Annotated in this window: 16 protein-coding genes; 5 read left to right on the top strand and 11 right to left on the bottom strand. The window is 47.5% G+C overall.

The window, feature by feature from the left end:
• Window positions 1-3: 3 nt before the first annotated feature.
• The 3 genes from BMW43_RS18280 to BMW43_RS18270 all read left to right on the top strand — a co-directional run bounded on the left by BMW43_RS18280 (window position 4) and on the right by BMW43_RS18270 (window position 4,192).
• Window positions 4-873 carry an ABC transporter substrate-binding protein gene (locus BMW43_RS18280; RefSeq protein ID WP_091751176.1) on the top strand — a complete coding sequence of 290 codons (870 nt, stop codon included), beginning with the start codon at window positions 4-6 and terminating at the stop codon, window positions 871-873.
• A 16-nt stretch (window positions 874-889) separates the two neighbouring features.
• Window positions 890-2,806, top strand: coding sequence for a peptidase U32 family protein (locus tag BMW43_RS18275; RefSeq protein WP_091751173.1), 1,917 nt, complete (start codon window positions 890-892; stop codon window positions 2,804-2,806).
• Between the two features lie 93 nt (window positions 2,807-2,899).
• Window positions 2,900-4,192, top strand: coding sequence for an aspartate aminotransferase family protein (locus BMW43_RS18270; RefSeq protein ID WP_091751170.1), 1,293 nt, complete (start codon window positions 2,900-2,902; stop codon window positions 4,190-4,192).
• 5 nt (window positions 4,193-4,197) lie between these two features.
• Here the strand turns inward: BMW43_RS18270 and BMW43_RS18265 are convergent, their stop codons facing one another.
• From BMW43_RS18265 to BMW43_RS18215, 11 genes are all read right to left on the bottom strand, one after another.
• Complete coding sequence (locus tag BMW43_RS18265) at window positions 4,198-4,503, bottom strand: hypothetical protein (RefSeq protein WP_091751167.1); 306 nt, start codon at window positions 4,501-4,503, stop codon at window positions 4,198-4,200.
• Window positions 4,504-4,641: 138 nt separating this feature from the next.
• Window positions 4,642-5,058 carry a cell division protein SepF gene (locus BMW43_RS18260; protein WP_091751164.1) on the bottom strand — a complete coding sequence of 139 codons (417 nt, stop codon included), beginning with the start codon at window positions 5,056-5,058 and terminating at the stop codon, window positions 4,642-4,644.
• Between the two features lie 182 nt (window positions 5,059-5,240).
• Window positions 5,241-7,055: a translational GTPase TypA gene (gene typA / locus BMW43_RS18255; protein WP_091751161.1), complete on the bottom strand. Its 1,815-nt coding sequence runs from the start codon at window positions 7,053-7,055 to the stop codon at window positions 5,241-5,243.
• A 209-nt stretch (window positions 7,056-7,264) separates the two neighbouring features.
• Complete coding sequence (locus BMW43_RS18250; protein ID WP_091751158.1) at window positions 7,265-8,872, bottom strand: MBL fold metallo-hydrolase RNA specificity domain-containing protein; 1,608 nt, start codon at window positions 8,870-8,872, stop codon at window positions 7,265-7,267.
• Window positions 8,873-9,050: 178 nt separating this feature from the next.
• Window positions 9,051-9,974, bottom strand: a complete 924-nt coding sequence (gene murB, locus BMW43_RS18245) for a UDP-N-acetylmuramate dehydrogenase (RefSeq protein ID WP_091751198.1) — start codon at window positions 9,972-9,974, stop codon at window positions 9,051-9,053.
• Entirely contained in the window at window positions 9,961-10,311 is a 351-nt protein-coding gene (locus BMW43_RS18240; protein ID WP_091751155.1) for a YlbF/YmcA family competence regulator, read from the bottom strand. Before BMW43_RS18240 ends, murB begins: the two co-directional genes overlap by 14 nt.
• Before the next feature lie 243 nt (window positions 10,312-10,554).
• Window positions 10,555-11,421: a TIM barrel protein gene (locus tag BMW43_RS18235; protein WP_091751152.1), complete on the bottom strand. Its 867-nt coding sequence runs from the start codon at window positions 11,419-11,421 to the stop codon at window positions 10,555-10,557.
• A gap of 4 nt (window positions 11,422-11,425) precedes the next feature.
• On the bottom strand, window positions 11,426-11,884 hold the full coding sequence (gene trmL / locus BMW43_RS18230) for a tRNA (uridine(34)/cytosine(34)/5-carboxymethylaminomethyluridine(34)-2'-O)-methyltransferase TrmL (protein ID WP_091751149.1): 459 nt from the start codon (window positions 11,882-11,884) through the stop codon (window positions 11,426-11,428).
• 99 nt (window positions 11,885-11,983) lie between these two features.
• Entirely contained in the window at window positions 11,984-13,147 is a 1,164-nt protein-coding gene (locus tag BMW43_RS18225; RefSeq protein ID WP_091751146.1) for a M20 metallopeptidase family protein, read from the bottom strand.
• A gap of 346 nt (window positions 13,148-13,493) precedes the next feature.
• Window positions 13,494-15,146, bottom strand: coding sequence for a dihydroxy-acid dehydratase (gene ilvD, locus BMW43_RS18220; protein ID WP_091751144.1), 1,653 nt, complete (start codon window positions 15,144-15,146; stop codon window positions 13,494-13,496).
• Window positions 15,147-15,412: 266 nt separating this feature from the next.
• On the bottom strand, window positions 15,413-15,856 hold the full coding sequence (locus tag BMW43_RS18215; protein ID WP_091751141.1) for a YmaF family protein: 444 nt from the start codon (window positions 15,854-15,856) through the stop codon (window positions 15,413-15,415).
• Window positions 15,857-16,238: 382 nt separating this feature from the next.
• Between BMW43_RS18215 and BMW43_RS18210 the strand changes: the two genes are divergently transcribed.
• Window positions 16,239-16,517, top strand: coding sequence for a TM1266 family iron-only hydrogenase system putative regulator (locus BMW43_RS18210; protein ID WP_091751139.1), 279 nt, complete (start codon window positions 16,239-16,241; stop codon window positions 16,515-16,517).
• Window positions 16,510-17,937, top strand: a complete 1,428-nt coding sequence (gene hydG / locus BMW43_RS18205; protein WP_091751136.1) for a [FeFe] hydrogenase H-cluster radical SAM maturase HydG — start codon at window positions 16,510-16,512, stop codon at window positions 17,935-17,937. Before BMW43_RS18210 ends, hydG begins: the two co-directional genes overlap by 8 nt.
• Window positions 17,938-17,948: the final 11 nt, after the last annotated feature.

Raw genomic sequence — 17,948 nt, 5'->3', positions numbered from 1 at the left:
ATCTTGTTCCACATTGGCATTCTTCAGTTAACCCAAAATCTTGATGATGCGGTACGCGGTTTCAAAGCCGGCTTAGCCAGCCTCAACATAACCGCACAATTTTATTATTACAATGCAGATGGAAATACCCAAGCACTGAATGGTTTAGTTGAAAAGCTCGGCTCCCATCCCCTTGACTTATGCTTTGCCTGTTCAACACCGGCCGCACTGGCCGCACTGCATTTACCGGGCTATGTGCCTGTTGTTTTTACGCCTGTCTTTGATCCGGTGGGCGCTAAATTGGTCCAAAGTCTCGCAAATCCTGGCGGTAAGGCGACCGGTGTCGCCGGCATGGTAAAGGCGGAAGTCAAGCTGGACTTTATCAAACGTCTGCTGCCACAAGCCAAAAAGCTCGGTGTATTGTACCACTCCGCCGACAGTAATGCCCTCCTGGAAGTAAAAAACATTACCGACGCCAATCAGGGGACGTTTGAACTGGTTTTACTGCCCGTTGACCGGCCAGAGGACTTGTCCACTCTGCCCGATCTGCTTCCGGCCGATTTGGATGCATTATTCTTGCCAATCGGACGCATTATCGAAGAAAATTTCGCTTCCATTGTATACTATACAGACAGCTTAAACTTGCCGGTCATAGCCTCCCATCCACCCAATGTATCCGCCGGCGCCCTAGGGGCGCTGGTAGCCAACCATTATCAATTAGGCCGGGCCTGCGCAGCAAAAGCCTCGGAAATCCTCAGTGGGAAACCGGTCGGCACCATTCCGGTGGGAATAGCTGATCAGCCTGAAGTTTTATTAAACGCCTTCACAGCACAAAACCTATCGATTGATTTACCTGCCTCCTTATTAAAGGAAGCAGTCGAAATATTTGAGTAACCCTCAGGAGGAAACTATGTTATTACAACCAAGCAGTGTAGAATTATTGGCCCCGGCAGGTACCTGGGACGTACTGGAAGCCGCTATTGCCGCCGGCGCAGATGCCGTATATCTTGGCGGCAAACGTTTTAACATGCGCCTGCATCGTACCGACGCCAACTTTGATGACGATATGTTAAAAAAAGCAGTCGACTATGCTCATAAGCATCAGGTGCGACTGCACATTACCGTAAATAACCTGATCAGTGCCGATGAAGTGGATGCCATGCGTTCCTATCTCCAATTTTTGAATGAGATACAACCTGACGCGCTAATTGTACAAGATCTGGCCGTCCTGGCACTGGCCCGAGAAGTCAATCTGACTGTGCCGTTGCACGCTTCCGTCATGATGAACACACACAACGAATATGCCGTCCGTCTGCTGCAGCAGTATGGCGTTAGCCGTGTCGTCGCCAATCGCGAGATGTCACTGCCCCAGCTTACGTTGTTAAAGGAACGGACCGGCATTGAAGTCGAATATTTCGTTCACGGTGATATGTGCATAGCCCATAGCGGCCAATGCACCCATTCCGGCGTATTGTTCGGCCAAAGCTCCAACCGCGGCCGTTGTTTGAAGCCCTGCCGCTGGCCTTATCAAATTATCGATTCGAAAACCTCCACCGCTTTACAAGGAGCCGACAATCCAGGGCCCTATAAACTGGCACTGAAAGATATGTGCATGTATCGCAATCTGCCCGAACTTATTCAATCCGGCGTTTGTTCTTTTAAAATCGAAGGACGTATGCGTACAGCCGATTTTGTAACCAAAATTGTCAATATCTATCGCCGTGCTATTGATAGCTATATGGCTGATCCTACCGGCTACGTTATCAATGAAGAAGATTGGCAGGAGCTTTATGACAGCCGGGCCCGTGATTTTTCGACCTGTTATGCCTTCGGCAATCCCGGTCCCCAGTCCATTGGCTATACAGGCGAACGGGAACCGCGCTTTTTCAGCCAGGCCGTAAAAGAAGCCGGCATCCCCGCCGCCAAGCTGCTAGAAAATATAACCTACCAGCCGACGGTTTCCCTTCCGCAGTTAACCGTACGCGTGGCCGACCTGGATGGTCTGACTAAGGCTTGCCAACAAGGAGCCAATATCGTTTATGCCGGCGGCGAAGCCTTTTACCCGGCCAAGCCCTGGACATTCAACGATTTTAAAGAGGCACTGGCCATTACACTTGAGTACGGTGCCCAGTTGGTAGTCACAACGCCGCGTGTTACTAGTGAGCGGGAATGCGCCGAGCTTTCCCATTTGTTTACCCAACTGGATAAACTACGGCCCCAGGGAATCATGGTCAGCAATCCCGGCGCCCTCCTTTTGGCTAATCAAACAACTTCACTGCCGCTCTATGCGGATGTTTCCTTCAATCTCTTTAATCATTACACAGCGAAGCTGCTTAACGAGCAGCGAGTAGTCCAGGCAGCGATTTCCCCGGAAGCAGCCTATGCCCAGGTAACGGCACTGACTGCCGCCAGTTCCCTGCCGCTGGAGTTGATCGTTCACGGCAGCCTGGAAGCGATGGTCATGGACCATGACATGTCGGCAACCCTTGCGCATGCTTCCGACCACTATGCATTGCTGGACAGTTCCGGTGAACGCCACCTGATTCGCCGTGATCAATACAATCGTCATCATATTTTATTTGCCAAGGACCTTTGCCTGCTGCCCTATTTGCCGGGCCTCTCCCAGCTTCACAGCCTGCGAATTGAAGGTCAGCACTACCAACCGGAACAGCTTGGCGAAATTACCGCTATCTATCGTCAGGAACTGGATAAATTGCAAAAGCAAAAAGAAAATTATCGTTATGACGAAGCTGTTTTAGCCCGGCTTGCCGCGCAAAGCCCCCGGGAATTGGGCATTGGCGCCTTCCGTTATCGTAAATCGCGCTGATCTTTCATTAATAAGCCAGGGTTTGTCTTCAAACTGCCAAAGCAAAGACAACCCTGGCAAACTACAGCCTTGCGGCATTGAGGAGTGATTAAGGTGAATAAACCTATCGGCGTACAAGAAGTACTCAGAAAAAAACGTGACTATCTAATCCCCTGTGTATATCATTTTTACGAAAATCCGATGCAATTAGTACGAGGCCAAATGCAGTATCTGTTCGACGAACAGGGGAAACAGTACCTGGACTGCTTTGCCGGCGTATCGGTTATGAACTGCGGTCATTGCAATCCGGCCATCACCGAAGCTATTGTAAAACAAGTAACCACACTACAGCATACCTGCACCATTTACCTGACAGAAACCATTGTCAATTTAGCGGAAAAGCTGGCGCAAATTGTTCCCGGCCGCCTGCAAAAATCCTTCTTCTGCGCCAGCGGCAGTGAAGCAAATGAAGGAGCGGCCTTACTTGCCTCCATTTATACCGGCAAACATGAATTTATCAGTTTACGGCAGGGCCTCCATGGCCGTACAAAACTAGGGATGAGTTTGACCGGACTTAGCCTTTGGCGGACCGATACCTCACCGGTCGGCGGTATCAGCTTTGCACCGAATGCCTATTGTTACCGCTGTCCCATGAACAAGCGCTATCCCGAATGTGACCTGGCTTGCGCCAACGAGGTGGAAGCTGTCATAAAAACAGCCACGTCTAGCCAAGTAGCCGCCATGTTTGCCGAACCAATCCAAGGAAACGGCGGTATGATCACACCGCCGCCAGGTTATTTTAAGCGTATAAAGGAAATTTTACAGCAATACGGAATTTTACTAATCGTTGATGAGGTTCAGACCGGCTTTGGCCGCACAGGCAAAATGTTTGCCATAGAGCATTATGCTACGGAACCGGATATTATGACTGTCGCCAAGGCATTGGGCAACGGTACACCGGTGGGAGCCTTCATCGCCACACCGGCTATTGCCGATACCTACACCCGGCCAGGTGCCTCTACGCTGGGTGGGAATCCGGTCACATCGGCAGCCGCCCTGGCTACGCTGGACTATATTACAACAAATAAATTGGTCGACAGAGCCGAAACGCTGGGCAACCAGCTAAAAACAGGCTTATTGGAACTGCAGAAAAAATATCCGGTCATCGGCGATGTCCGCGGCTTAGGCCTTATGCTTGGCGCAGAAATTGTTCACGCCGATAAATCACCGGCGCCACAAAAGGTGGATTATATTTTGGAAAAATTAAAGGATCATGGCTTCCTGATCGGGAAAAATGGTCCTAACCGCAATGTACTGGCCTTCCAGCCGCCATTAGTCATCACCCGGGAAAATATTGACGATTTATTGACAAATCTAGAAACTATACTTAAAACCGTCGGCAACTAAACAATCTATTTCAGCAGACCTCGCGTCATTTTTCGCTGAAAACCAAAACTTTTGCGGTGCCCATTGTTATATTCCAACCTAAATTCAGGCGGCAGTTCATAGCGTCTTCGGCGGGAGGCCAACAGCCGCCTTATATGGGCAGCAACCATGATAGCCGCAGCCACAGCCCAGGTAAATGAAAATACCCGTCCTGCATCGGATGAAAGAAATTGCGGCAAAGCCAAGGAAAATACACACCATAAGACCATTAAGATTGTCAGGCAAAATAAAGCTTTGAAAACCTGCGCTTTTTCCTTAAGCGAACTTTTCATACTTCTACCTACCTCGCTTCATTTTAATCCCCTATACATCTTTCATCATCTTATGCCGTTTACCCGGTGCTTATGCCTTTCATAAATGGCAGCAATAAAAAAACCCTCTTCCAAACCTGGGAGAGAGTTTTTCTTGCCTTATAGATTAAAAACCTTATCATTTCGAGCCTTTATATACGTGGGAACCGAATAAGCGTATAGCTCTTTACTAACCCCGACCTTCGCCGGAACATATATCAAAATAAAGTCGGAAACTTTCTCAACGCTCCCACCGGTCACATAGCAAACACCATTTAAAAAATCACTAATCGACTGCTGCAGCTTTGCATCCAACAGTTGCAGATTCACAATGACCGCATGATTGGCCTTTAGCCGGTCGGCGCAAACTAAAGCATCCTGATATTGGCGTGGTATTGTTACTAGTACCTTTAACTCGGCCGGACTATGCACGGTAAATTCAACTTTATTACCTGCTGGAGTTGACTCTTCCGGCTGTTGAAATTCATCTACAGGCATCAGAAAGTTTGTTATTTTATCGATCAAACTGTGAGCCACTTCTTCCAACCTCCCCACCAAATCCTGCCATACCAAACTAAAGATACTATCCCTGATAGTGATATGTATTATCTTATTTCGACAGTTGGATAAAAAATCCTTCAATATTTATTAGGATTATACAGTTATATAGTAATTTTTTCAAAATAACAGCAGTTCCTGAGAACTGCTGTTATTTACTGTTAGCCCTGTGAGGTTTTTCTTTCGCGACCGCGCATCTGCCTGTCAAGAACACTCTTTCTTAAGCGAATGCTTTTCGGTGTTACTTCAACCAATTCATCTTTGTTAATGTATTCAAGGGCCTGTTCCAGGCTTAATATGCGAGGTGATACCAAACGCAAGGCTTCATCGGAAGCACTTGAGCGCATATTGGTAACATGCTTTTTCTTGCAGGGATTTACATCCATGTCCATATCTCTGGTGTTTTCTCCAATAATCATGCCTTGATAAACAGCCTGACCAGGGACGACAAACATAACGCCGCGATCCTGTACGCTATGGATCCCATAAGCAGTTGTTTCACCATTTTCAAAAGCTACTAACGCGCCTCGCGTACGGCCCGGAATATCGCCTTTATAAGGAGCATAACCGTTAAAAATATGATGCATAATGCCATTGCCCTTGGTGTTGGTTAAAAACTCAGAACGGAAGCCAATGAGTCCCCGCGCCGGAATGATAAACTCCATGCGCAAGTAGCCGGCTAATTCAATCATATTAACAAGCTCCGCTTTACGGGTTCCCAGCGATTCCATAACTGCCCCCATATATTCCTGAGGCACATCAATCGTCAAAAATTCCATCGGTTCACAGGATTGTCCGTTAATCGTCTTAAAAATAACCTCCGGCTTACCAACCTGAAACTCATAGCCTTCCCTGCGCATGGTTTCAATCAGAATGGAAAGATGAAGTTCGCCCCGTCCCGACACTTCAAAAGCATCAGGCGTATCCGTTTCTTTTACTCTAAGACTTACGTTGGTTTCCACTTCTTTGAACAAACGGTCTCTTAAATGCCGCGAAGTCACAAATTGTCCTTCCCGACCGGCAAACGGACTGTTATTGACAGAAAACACCATCGCCAAGGTTGGTTCATCAATGTTAATCGTCGGCAACGCTTCCGGATTTTCTGCATCGGCAATAGTATCACCAATGTTAACACTTTCCAGACCCGTAATGGCTACAATATCGCCTAAGCCGGTTTCTTTTACTTCTGTCCTTTTTAAACCTTCATAGGTATATAAGCGGCCAATTCGCGCCTTAGTTACGGTATCACCGTTAAGCACAGCTACAGCTTGTCCATTAACCACCTTGCCGCGCATAACCCGGCCAATGGCGACACGGCCCACATATTCATCATAGTCTAACGTGGTAACCATAATCTGCAAAGGACCTTCCGCTTCGCCGACCGGAGCTGGAATGGCTTCAAGCAGCAGTTTAAACAAAGGCTCTAAGCTGCTGCTTTCATCCTCCATAGTCGTCTTGGCAATCCCGTCGCGGGCTGCGGCATAGATAACCGGGAAGTCCAATTGCTCATCATCGGCATCCAATTCAATAAACAGCTCCAGGACTTCATCTACAACATCGGCCACCCGTTCATCAGGCCGGTCTATTTTATTAATGACCACAATCGGTTTCAGTTTTTGTTCCAAGGCTTTGCGCAAAACATACTTTGTCTGAGGCATAGGACCCTCGAATGCATCCACCAGAAGCAAAACACCATCTACCATGTTTAGAACCCGTTCCACCTCACCGCCAAAATCGGCATGGCCCGGTGTATCCACAATGTTGATCTTAACTCCTTCATACATAACCGATGTATTTTTTGCTAATATGGTGATGCCCCGCTCCCGTTCCAGGTCATTGGAGTCCATAACTCTTTCCACCACTTGTTCGTTGGAGCGAAATACACCGCTTTGACGAAGCATGGCATCCACTAGCGTAGTTTTACCATGGTCAACGTGTGCAATAATTGCGATATTCCGTAAATCCTGTCGTTTCATATTTTTATTTACCCCCTGATAATCCTTAAACTAAAAAACCTTGATAAAAATAAGAAAGGATGGCATGTTCATGCACCCTTTCTTTAGTAAACTCACTGTTTAGATACGAAACTGTAAACATGTACACTTCAATATATTATAATGCTCTTTCCCTGTCAATATTAAACCGAAAATTTTTTATTATTTCACAGTCTATTCAGCGAAAAAACCTATTGTCCAGAAATCACTTTTTTCAAATCACCGGACAGTTTTTTGAATTGATTCATTGCCTCTTTAGCCTTAGCAGTATCGGTAAGCATGAGCTGTTCCAGCTTTTTACGGTATTCTGCCAATTCAGTCTCAATTACAAGCAGCGAATCCTGCAACTGTTTAACCGCCGGATCCATACCGGCAAGTGTAGACGGTTCCATCTGCCATTGCCGCCCGTCAAGTACAGCCGTTTCACCATAGCTGGGTATATAGGTGCTTACCCCCAATTGTTCTTCCACCAGTTTAGCGAAAGGTTCGGACATATCCGATTCACCATGGACAAGGAAAATATTGGCCGGTTTACCGGTAAAATGCTCCAGCCAATCTAATAACTGGCTGCGGTCGGCATGAGCTGAGAAACCATCCATATTGTGAATTTCCGCCCGGACGCTGATCTCTTCACCTAAAATTTTTACTCTTTTCACGCCTTCAATCAACCGGCGACCTAGACTGTCCTGTGCCTGGTAGCCCACAAATAATACGCTGGACTCGGGCCGCCACAAATTGTGCTTCAGATGATGTAAAATCCGCCCCGCATCAGCCATACCACTGGCTGAGATGATAATGGCGGGCTGCTCCATGGTGTTAAGCGCCTTCGATTCCTCCGCCGTTTTCGTAAAAGTCAACTGCGGCATATGCAAAGGATCATCATGCTCTTTAAAGAGTAAATCATAGGCCTCACTATCATATTCCTGAACATTTTTCATAAATACATCGGTAGCTGATATAGCCAGCGGGCTATCGATAATGACCGGAATATCCGGTATCCGCTTGGCTTTAAACAGTTTATGCAGATAATAAAGCAGCGTTTGGGTCCGGCCCACAGCAAAAGAAGGAATAATGACATTGCCGCCACGGTTAAACGTGCTGTTGATTACCTCAGCCAGCGCCTCCTCTTTGTCATAGGTCTCATGCAGCCGGTTGCCATAGGTTGTTTCCGTCAAAACATAATCGGCCTCTGTTATATATACGGGATCTTTGATAATCGGCTGGTCCGGCTGGCCTAAATCGCCGGAAAATACGATTTTGACGGTTTTCTGATTTTCAGTCACCCACACTTCTAAAAGCGAAGACCCTAAAATATGTCCGGCCTCCCGGTAACGGACCCGAATCTCCGGTGAAAGGAAAAGATCGGTATTATAATCAACATAAGCGAACTGTTTTAAACAGGCGTAAGCATCTTCAACCGTATAAAGAACCTCTACCGGTTTTTTGCCGGCACGCTTTCCCTTGCGATTGGCAATTTCCGCATCAAACTCTTGTATATGGCCGCTATCGGGCAGCATAATCCCACATAGCTCCGCCGTAACTTTAGTTGCATGAATCTTGCCTTTAAAGCCATCTTTGCACAGCCGGGGAATTAAACCACTGTGATCAATGTGCGCATGGGTTAATAACACACAGTCAATCTCCGCCGGGTTATAAGGAAACGGACGATAATTTAACGACCGAACGGCTTTCGAGCCCTGAAACATGCCACAATCAATCAGAATCTTACGTTCCGCCACCTCTAAAAGATACGATGAACCTGTTACGATTCGAGCTGCACCCAGAAAGGTTAATCTCATAGCTATTAACTCCTTTACAGCTTCTTGTTTTTCTTCTCACTATCAGTATATATGAAATTCCACTTTTATGCTATACTGTAACCTCAGTTTATAAACCTGGCATTACACTAGTACCTTAGAATTTACAGGCCACTAGACAATAAATAGGACTTGGCAACTGCCAAGCCTGTTCATCATTTCACTCTTCCCCAATAATCCGTACTTCCGGATGAAGCATAACTCCCGCGTATTCGTATACCCGCTGCTGTACTTCTTCGATCAAGGCCAGGACATCCCGGGCCGTTGCACCACCGGCATTAATGATAAAACCGGCATGTTTTTCGGAAACCTGAGCCCCGCCCACCCGCAGCCCTTTTAATCCCGCCTGTTCAATCAAGGTACCGGCAAAATATCCCGGCGGCCGTTTAAAAGTACTGCCGGCACTAGGCAATTCTATCGGCTGCTTGCTTTCACGGCGCTGCGTAAAATCACACATTCTTTGATTGATGTTTCGCTGCTGTCCAAGTAAAAGTTGCACTTCCACTTCATAAATGATGCAATGATTATCCTGAAAAATACTATGCCGGTATCCAAAATCAAGCATATCACGGGTGAAGCGCTTAGCGGTCCCATCCGGACAGACGGCGGACACAGCCGCCACAATTTGGCTCATTTCACCTTCATACGCTCCGGCATTCATAAACACAGCTCCGCCAATACTGCCTGGGATTCCCACCGCAAATTCCATCCCTGCCAGGTGCTGATTCTCCGCATAACGGGACACATCACCCAAGATAGTACCGGCACCGGCAACAATACAGCTCCCTTGCCTTCTTGCATAGCTCATATTTTCGCCCAGCTTCAGCACCAAGCCTCTGATCCCCTTGTCCCGCACCAACATATTGGAACCATTGCCAATCACCGTAACCGGTACTGAAAATTGCTGTGTCAGCTTTAACACGGCCATAATTTCCTGCTCTGAGCCGGGCAGAAAAAGATAATCCGCCGGTCCACCAATACGAAAAGTCGTATGATTGGCCATCGGCTCCTGCAACAGCAAATGTTCCTCTTTTACAACCTCTTTTAAATTTGTTAAAAACTCATTACAGTTATCTTTTTTCAATAAAATCCAGCCCTTCAGCAGTTGCATCACCGATAATTTTATAAACATCTCCCATCATGCGCTGAAACCGCATATAGGCTTGTAAAAAGTCACGCGCCTTGGTATTCAGTGCCAGGACTTCATACATTTTATGCAACTGAGCCGTTTTATTTTTGTCTTCCGGTTTTCCCGACATAATTTCAAACTCCAGTTCCATCTGCTTGGCGATGAATTCCTTGATCATCTTCTTTGCCTGTTCATCCGTATCTATGGCTTGTTTAACCGTCATAAACTCACGGTATTCCGTTGAATGCTTCAAGGCATTGGCCAAATCATGAGCTTTATCATATGTACTCATTATATCCTCCATCTTATCCTCATCAATTAGGATATGCTTATTTACAGTACTCCATGCAGTTCTTAACGCTGGGATGACACTTCTTTATTTAGGGAACCACTGAATTATTCACACCGCGCATCCTGGCGGATCTTTTTCCGTCTGACTGCGTCAGTAAAACTTTGAAATAGGGGCCGCTATTCCTGCGGTTTTACTTCCTTGCCAGCCGAAAAAATCTCTCGCCAGGCTGGCAGGTTCATTAAATCAGCGGTTCCCTATGCCCAACAACCGGAAATACATTTCCTGCATTTGCCTGGCATCAGCGGCCTGTGTGCCGGCTGATTCACAAATAATCCGCGGTGTATAACCCAGCTCGGCGCATAGCTCCAATAGCGGCTCATGCGGTGGTCCGAAAGGATCGGCAAACGTCCAGTGCCTTTTTTCTCCCGCTTTGGTAAATTCAATCTTGCTAAAATGAATATGCAGATGCTTAGCAATTTCAGCACCTAATTCTTCGCCAATCCGGTCAAAAACCGCCGCATATTCTTCCTTGCGGGTATACCCACCGGTACTGACGGCATGAAGATGTCCGAAATCAACGGCCGGAATAACCCAGGGCGACATCCGGCAAAGGGCCAGCACCTCCTCCAGATTCCCTAGTTGGTTCTGTTTGCCCATGGTTTCCGGGGCCAAATATATGCCGCCCAACCCTTCCTTTTCTATCTCATTCAACACCGCAGCAAATGAGGCTTTCGCCTTTTCCAGCGCCGTCTCCCGCGGCTCCTTACCACAGCCGCCCATATGAAAAACAATCCGGTCTGCCCCCAGCCAATGCGCTACCCGTAAAGAGCGGATAAAATGCTGCACCGTATTGGCTGAAATTTGGGCATCATTAGTGGCCAGACTGATATAATACGGGGCATGTATACTAAGCCGTATGCCGTGGGCCATGGCTGTTTGGCCTATGGCGCAGGCCGTTGCTTCCTTTACGCGAGCACCACGGCTGCATTGATATTCGTAGGCCGTGAGCCCGTGTTTTGCCAGCCAGGCCGGCATTTCCACCGAGGCTTTATGCCCGGATTGATAGAATGCGTCCGGATTGCCAGCCGAGCCAAATAATGCGTAAGACATTCAATCACCTTAAATTGATAAAATTTTGCTGCCGCAAACCCTCGTATACCACAATAGCCACCGCATTGGATAAGTTTAAAGAGCGAGCCTCATTCAACATAGGAATCCGGATGCAATTTTCATGATTCGCCGCCAGCAAAGCTTCCGGCAGGCCGGCGGTTTCTTTGCCAAATACTAAGAAATCATCAGTCTGATATGTCATTTCCGTATAGTGCTTCGACGCCTTTGTTGTATTGAAATAAAAATTATGTCCTGCATAGGTGGCTGCCACCTCGGCAAAAGACTCATGAATATGTACTTTGACCAAGTGCCAATAGTCCAGACCGGCACGCTTCAAGTAACGGTCTTCTATGGAAAAACCAAGCGGTTTTACTAAATGAAGCTCACTGTTTGTTGCTGCGCATAACCGGGCAACATTTCCCGTATTGCCGGGAATTTCCGGTTCTACTAAAACGATATGCATATTCTATCACCTACCATTCTGACGAAACCTATACCGAGTATGATTGTAACATTAAACAAACATTCCTGCAAAAAATGTTTTAAAGCCCGTCATGCTGTTTCATAGCAGCTTCAAAGCAGTCCTGAGCAAAAATTCCGTTCCATAAGACAAGGCTGCCTCATCAATATCAAATTTGGGATGATGCTGCGGATAAATAATGCCTTTGGCCGGATTCCCGCTCCCGATAAAGAAAAACCCGCCCGGAATTTTCTCCTGATAACAGGAAAAGTCCTCACCGCTCATCACCGGCGATATTTCCAGCACCTTATCCGCTCCTACGATCTCGGCGCCAGCCAGCATTCCCTGTTTGACAATCTCCGGCGCGTTGATTACCGGCGGGCAGCCGGTTCCTTTTTTAAAGACACAGGTAGTTCCCGTTGCCGCGCCTATGCCCAGAACAATTTGTTCTATCCGGGAAAGAATAGCCTGCCGCAGCTCCAATTTAAAGGTACGTATCGTCCCTCTGATTGTAGCCGTATCGGGAATGACATTATATACATTCCCGGACTGGAAAGAGCATACGGAAAGTACGGCCGAATCCATCGGGTCAACATTCCGGCTAACAACCGTATTGAGCGCTAACACAATCTGTGTTCCCGCTAATAAGGCATCAACCGTCTGATGCGGCATAGACCCATGGCCGCCACGGCCCTGAACGGTAATGATAAATTCATCGGGTGATGCCATCATCGGGCCATAAGTACTGCCGATGGTTCCGACTGCCAAGGCCTGCCATAAGTGAACGCCAATAATCGACGCAACGCCGTCAAGAGCTCCCTCTTTAATTAAAGACATGGCACCGCTAGGCGGCTCTTCTTCCGTGGGCTGAAACAAAAGCCGTGCGGTTCCGCTGAACTCTTTATATTCCGACAGAATTTGGGCAACTCCCAGCAGCATAGCGGTATGGCCGTCGTGGCCGCAGGCATGGCAGACACCGTCATGTACCGAATGATATTCGGCGGTTCCTTCGTCCTGAATTTTCAAAGCGTCCATATCTGCCCGTATTGCCACGGTTTTTCCCGGCCTGGTTCCTTCAATTTCAACAACCACTCCCGTACCGGCGGCCTTACGCGGCTGGAGACCAATAACCGTCAATTCTTCCATGATTTTTTTCTGCGTATTGAACTCTTTCCCGCTGACCTCCGGATACTTGTGAAAATGGCGGCGCAGCAGAATAACTTTCTCAGCATATTGTTTTACAAGTAAACCGATCTTATCATCCATGGTTAACCTCTATGTAATTATTTTTTAACAACTAAATTCGCTATTTTTAAGAATAACCCTCCTAGAGCGTGTCTCCAAACTATCCGAAACGCTCCTTGACGGTGCTTTTTGTGCCATACTTCATTAATTTTTTTTGAAATAGGGGCCGCTATTCCTACAAAATTGCCTGTGCCCTTTAGGGTGTAACTCGGGCTGACGCAAAAATCACTCGCCATGAACCATTCCGTTAGTTTGAAGACACGCCCTAGGCGTGTTTTTTTACAACTTGGGCGTTTGCATAAAAAAACTCCTGACAACCGCCAATACAGGTATTGTGCGCATTGTCAGGAGGGATCATACTTTTCCTTTACTTCACAACAGCTCCGGTGCTGGCCGAAGTTACCATTCTCATATACCTTGCCAGATAGCCGCCCTTCACCTTAGGCTCCGGTGCCGACCATTCATCCCGGCGCCGCGCCAGTTCCTCGTCCGGTATAACGACTTCCAGTTTCCGTGCCGGAATATCAATGCTGATTATATCGCCCTCTTTAACCAACGCAATCGTCCCTCCCTCGGCCGCTTCGGGAGAGATGTGCCCAATACAGGCCCCTCTGGTTGCGCCGCTAAAACGACCGTCGGTTAGCAATGCCACCCGCAGTCCCATACCGGCAATAACCGCAGTGGGATTAAGCATTTCACGCATCCCCGGTCCGCCTTTCGGCCCCTCATAGCGAATCACCACCACTTCCCCATTGTTTACCTGCTTGCCGATAATCGCCTCAATGGCTTCATCCTCAGAATTAAACACTCTTGCCGGACCTTTGAATATCAGCATGTCTTCGGCTACCGCACTTTCTTTTACCACCGCACCATCCAATGCCAGATTACCGTGCAATATGGCAATGCCACCCCGCTTGCGGTATGGCTCCTCAACAGTCTTAATGACATCAGGCCGCCTAATCACAGCCTGTTCAATCCGTGTGCCGATCGTTCCATCTACCGTCAATGCATCGGCATGAATGATTCCTGTTTTGGACAGTTCCCGTATAACCGCCGGAATCCCCCCTGCTTCGTTTAAATCCTGCAAATGGTGTATACCGGCCGGACTTAGCTTGGTAATATAAGGCGTTTTCAAGCTAATCTCATTAAATAAATCCAACGGCAGTTCCACTTCCGCTTCATGAGCAATGGCTGTTAAATGGAGCACCGTATTGGAGGAACCGCCAATTCCCATATCCACGGCAATAGCGTTTTCAAAAGCCTTTTGGGTAAGAATATCACGGGGCTTCACGTCCCGCTTAACCAAATCCAAGATGACCTGCCCGGCCTTTTTAGCCAGCATCTTGCGCGCTCCGAAATGAGCGGCAGGTATGGTTCCATTGCCCGGCAGTCCCATTCCCAGCACTTCTGTCAAACAGTTCATCGTGTTTGCCGTAAACAAGCCGGCACAGGAGCCACAGCCAGGACAGGCGGACTTTTCCATATCATCCATTTCCTCCGCACTGATCTTTCCCGCCTCATACAGTCCGGCAGCTTCAAACATTTGCGTTACGCTGACATCTTTTCCTTGATAGCGTCCGGCCATCATAGGACCGCCGCTGACTACCACACAGGGAATATTAATCCGTGCTGCAGCCATAAGCATACCCGGAACGATTTTATCACAGTTCGGAATAAGTACCAGGCCGTCGAAGGCGTGTCCCATCGCAACAGCCTCAATGGAATCAGCAACCAGTTCTCTGCTGGCCAAAGGATATTTCATCCCCTGATGTCCCATCGCAATCCCATCGCAAATACCAATAGCCGGAAACTCCAATGGAGTCCCGCCTGCGGCCGCTACGCCCAGTTTTACGGCTTCCGCGATAGAACGCAGGTGAATATGCCCCGGAATAATTTCATTAAATGCATTAACAACGCCAATCAGTGGTTTATTCAAATCTTCAGGTGTATACCCCATGGCATAGAATAACGACCTGTGAGCCGCTCTTGTGGACCCTTTTTTTACAATATCACTACGCATATCCTTCAACCACCCTGTTATATTTTTTATCCAGCCAGTCATGGCGGTATATTTCCCGGTTTGCCGGAAAATCACCCGACAGCAGCAATTGTTTTTTCCAATGCGAAACGGAAAAACCGACTGCTATTGTTTGGTTTTCTGCTATATTCCATATTTATATCCAATATCCTGCTACAAAATATAGGTATTTTTAAACACACAGTTACAAAAAGCATAATAAAAAAGCTGCCACTCCATGTAGCAGCTCAAAATGATACATATATCGCTTATTCTTCTACCGGTAATCCATCCTCACGATACTTTTTATTCTTGCTCTTATGATGGTTATCATCACAATCGGTATCGTCATCAGTATCATCATCACAGTCCGGCGCTAAGCCGGCAACTGCGGCAAAACTATGACAATGCCCGCAATCGCGGCTGGTGTCTCCTTCAAAATAATGGGTGTGGGTATCGTCAGGCATATCGATTGCCGGTCCTGATACAACATCAAACCAGTGCCAGTGTCCGTCGCCCTTGCCTGCAAAAAAGGATGTACGTCCTCTCACGCGATGTACGTGAGAATTTCCCGCTTCGCGGGCAGGGCCGGTAACAGCCTGCATAATATGTTGATGATCGTCAGCCACATTAGTTATGGTATTGAACGTATGCACATGGATCGTATGCCGGTCATCTTGATCCACTGAATTAATCCGCCCTTCGTCAGCCATTTTTCCTCCTCCTAATCATTGATTTAGACTAGCCATTATCAGGTCCACTATATATTACGCGGTGGAAAGCAATAAAGTTACAAAACAAGACTACTTTAATAGGCTCCCGCTTCCGTCTGCCGGGAAATTTATATTATCGGTTTCCGACATTTTGTTATATAATAAAGATATCTGACGAAGGGTGCCTAGTGCGCGCTTTGAAGGACAAACCTATTTTTCTGCAAGCAAGGGCTATATGCCTGCGCATAGGAAGACCATGTACCTGCCATCTTCTAAGGGCCGGCCTTCTTACTGTGTAAGAAGGCCTTTTTTATCATCATTCCGAAACAACTACTCTCCGCAAGGCGATCATTTTTCTTCTATATTTAAGGAGGCAACCAGTATGTCCAAACGGATTGGTGTTATCGGCATCATTATTGAAGACCCTAAAAGTGCAGCCCACCGGGTTAATACGATTCTTTCACAATACGGCCATCTGATTACCGGCCGCATGGGCATCCCTAATCATAAGGAAAATGTGGGGGTCATCGCACTTATCATCGAAGGAAATACTGACGAAGTCGGCGCTCTGACAGGAAAACTTGGCAATCTTCCCGGCGTAACAGTAAAATCCGCCCTTACTGCAAAAACTATTGAAAAGGGAGAGAACCTGCATGATTGATGAAAAAGAACGGACAAGCGATGCCTTTATTGACGACTCACTGATTTCCCGGCTTTTAGCTGATGCTAAAGTAAAAGCGCAAGATCCTGGCATCGTAAAACAGATTTTAACCAAGGCGCTCGGTTATCAGGGCTTATCAGCTGCCGATGCCGCAACTCTTCTCGAAGTAAATGATTCCGACCTGCTGGAAGAATTATTTGCAGCTGCCTCGACCATTAAAGAAGCCATTTACGGAAAACGGATTGTTCTGTTTGCCCCTCTATACATTGCCAACTACTGTGTAAACAACTGTACCTACTGCGGCTATCGCCAGGCAAATCACCAGCATCGCCGCCGGTTGACAATGGACGAGATCAGACGGGAAGTGGAAATCTTAGAATCTATGGGACACAAACGGCTGGCGGTAGAAGCCGGTGAAGATCCGCTCAACTGTTCGATTGATTATGTGGTTGAAGCATTACAGGCCATTTATAGCGTTAAGTCCGGCAATGGTGCGATTCGCCGGGCCAATGTGAACATTGCGGCAACAACTATTGACGAATATAAAAAACTCAAGAGCGCCGGCATCGGAACCTATATTCTTTTTCAGGAAACCTACAACCGTCCAATGTACGCCAAGCTTCATGCCAGTGGACCAAAAACTGACTATAATTGGCACACCACGGCGATGGACCGTGCTATGCAGGCAGGTATTGACGATGTCGGTATCGGCGTGCTGTTTGGTTTATATGATTATAAATACGAAGTAACTGCCATGCTTCTGCATGCGGCTCATCTGGAAGCTACCTACGGAGTCGGCCCCCATACGATTTCAGTGCCGCGCCTGCGCCCGGCACCGGGCATTACACTTTCCACTTTCCCCTATCTGGTCGATAACGCGGCCTTTCAAAAAATAATAGCCGTAATACGGCTGGCAGTCCCTTACACGGGCATCATCCTTTCTACCAGGGAGGACTCTGCTTTCCGTGATATATTAATTAACTATGGGGTATCCCAAATCAGCGCCGGTTCCTGTACCGGCGTCGGCGGTTATCAGGAGGCTTATCATACCGACACGGTACCGGCCAGCGCGGCCCAGTTTGAACCGGCCGACAATCGCTCGCCGGAGGAAATTATCCGGATGTTATGCGAACATGACTTTATCCCGAGCTATTGTACGGCCTGCTACCGTCAGGGACGCACCGGCGACCGCTTCATGCGTCTGGCCAAAAGCGGCGAAATACAAAATGTCTGTTTGCCCAATGCCTTGCTGACTTTCCAGGAGTATTTACTGGATTATGCGACAGATGAACAGACCAAGGCCAGCGGTGAAAAGATGATTCAAAACGCCCTCGCTACCATTCCACAGGAAAGTATCCGCCGTCAGACAGTAAAACGCCTGAAGGAAATCACGGAAGGTTCACGCGATTTATACTTTTAAAAACCATGTGG

The organism is Propionispora vibrioides (assembly GCF_900110485.1).
Lineage (GTDB): Bacteria > Bacillota > Negativicutes > Propionisporales > Propionisporaceae > Propionispora > Propionispora vibrioides.
Note: the sequence above shows the minus strand (reverse complement) of the source record. Positions and strands in the feature narration are given on the sequence as shown.

Coding starts and splice junctions, on each gene's coding strand:
- BMW43_RS18275 (WP_091751173.1), top strand. CDS start 890: ATGTTATTACAACCAAGCAGTGTAGAATTATTGGCCCCGGCAGGTACC.
- BMW43_RS18265 (WP_091751167.1), bottom strand. CDS start 4,503: ATGAAAAGTTCGCTTAAGGAAAAAGCGCAGGTTTTCAAAGCTTTATTT.
- typA (WP_091751161.1), bottom strand. CDS start 7,055: ATGAAACGACAGGATTTACGGAATATCGCAATTATTGCACACGTTGAC.
- BMW43_RS18250 (WP_091751158.1), bottom strand. CDS start 8,872: ATGAGATTAACCTTTCTGGGTGCAGCTCGAATCGTAACAGGTTCATCG.
- BMW43_RS18240 (WP_091751155.1), bottom strand. CDS start 10,311: ATGAGTACATATGATAAAGCTCATGATTTGGCCAATGCCTTGAAGCAT.
- BMW43_RS18235 (WP_091751152.1), bottom strand. CDS start 11,421: ATGTCTTACGCATTATTTGGCTCGGCTGGCAATCCGGACGCATTCTAT.
- trmL (WP_091751149.1), bottom strand. CDS start 11,884: ATGCATATCGTTTTAGTAGAACCGGAAATTCCCGGCAATACGGGAAAT.
- BMW43_RS18225 (WP_091751146.1), bottom strand. CDS start 13,147: ATGGATGATAAGATCGGTTTACTTGTAAAACAATATGCTGAGAAAGTT.
- ilvD (WP_091751144.1), bottom strand. CDS start 15,146: ATGCGTAGTGATATTGTAAAAAAAGGGTCCACAAGAGCGGCTCACAGG.
- BMW43_RS18215 (WP_091751141.1), bottom strand. CDS start 15,856: ATGGCTGACGAAGGGCGGATTAATTCAGTGGATCAAGATGACCGGCAT.
- BMW43_RS18210 (WP_091751139.1), top strand. CDS start 16,239: ATGTCCAAACGGATTGGTGTTATCGGCATCATTATTGAAGACCCTAAA.
- hydG (WP_091751136.1), top strand. CDS start 16,510: ATGATTGATGAAAAAGAACGGACAAGCGATGCCTTTATTGACGACTCA.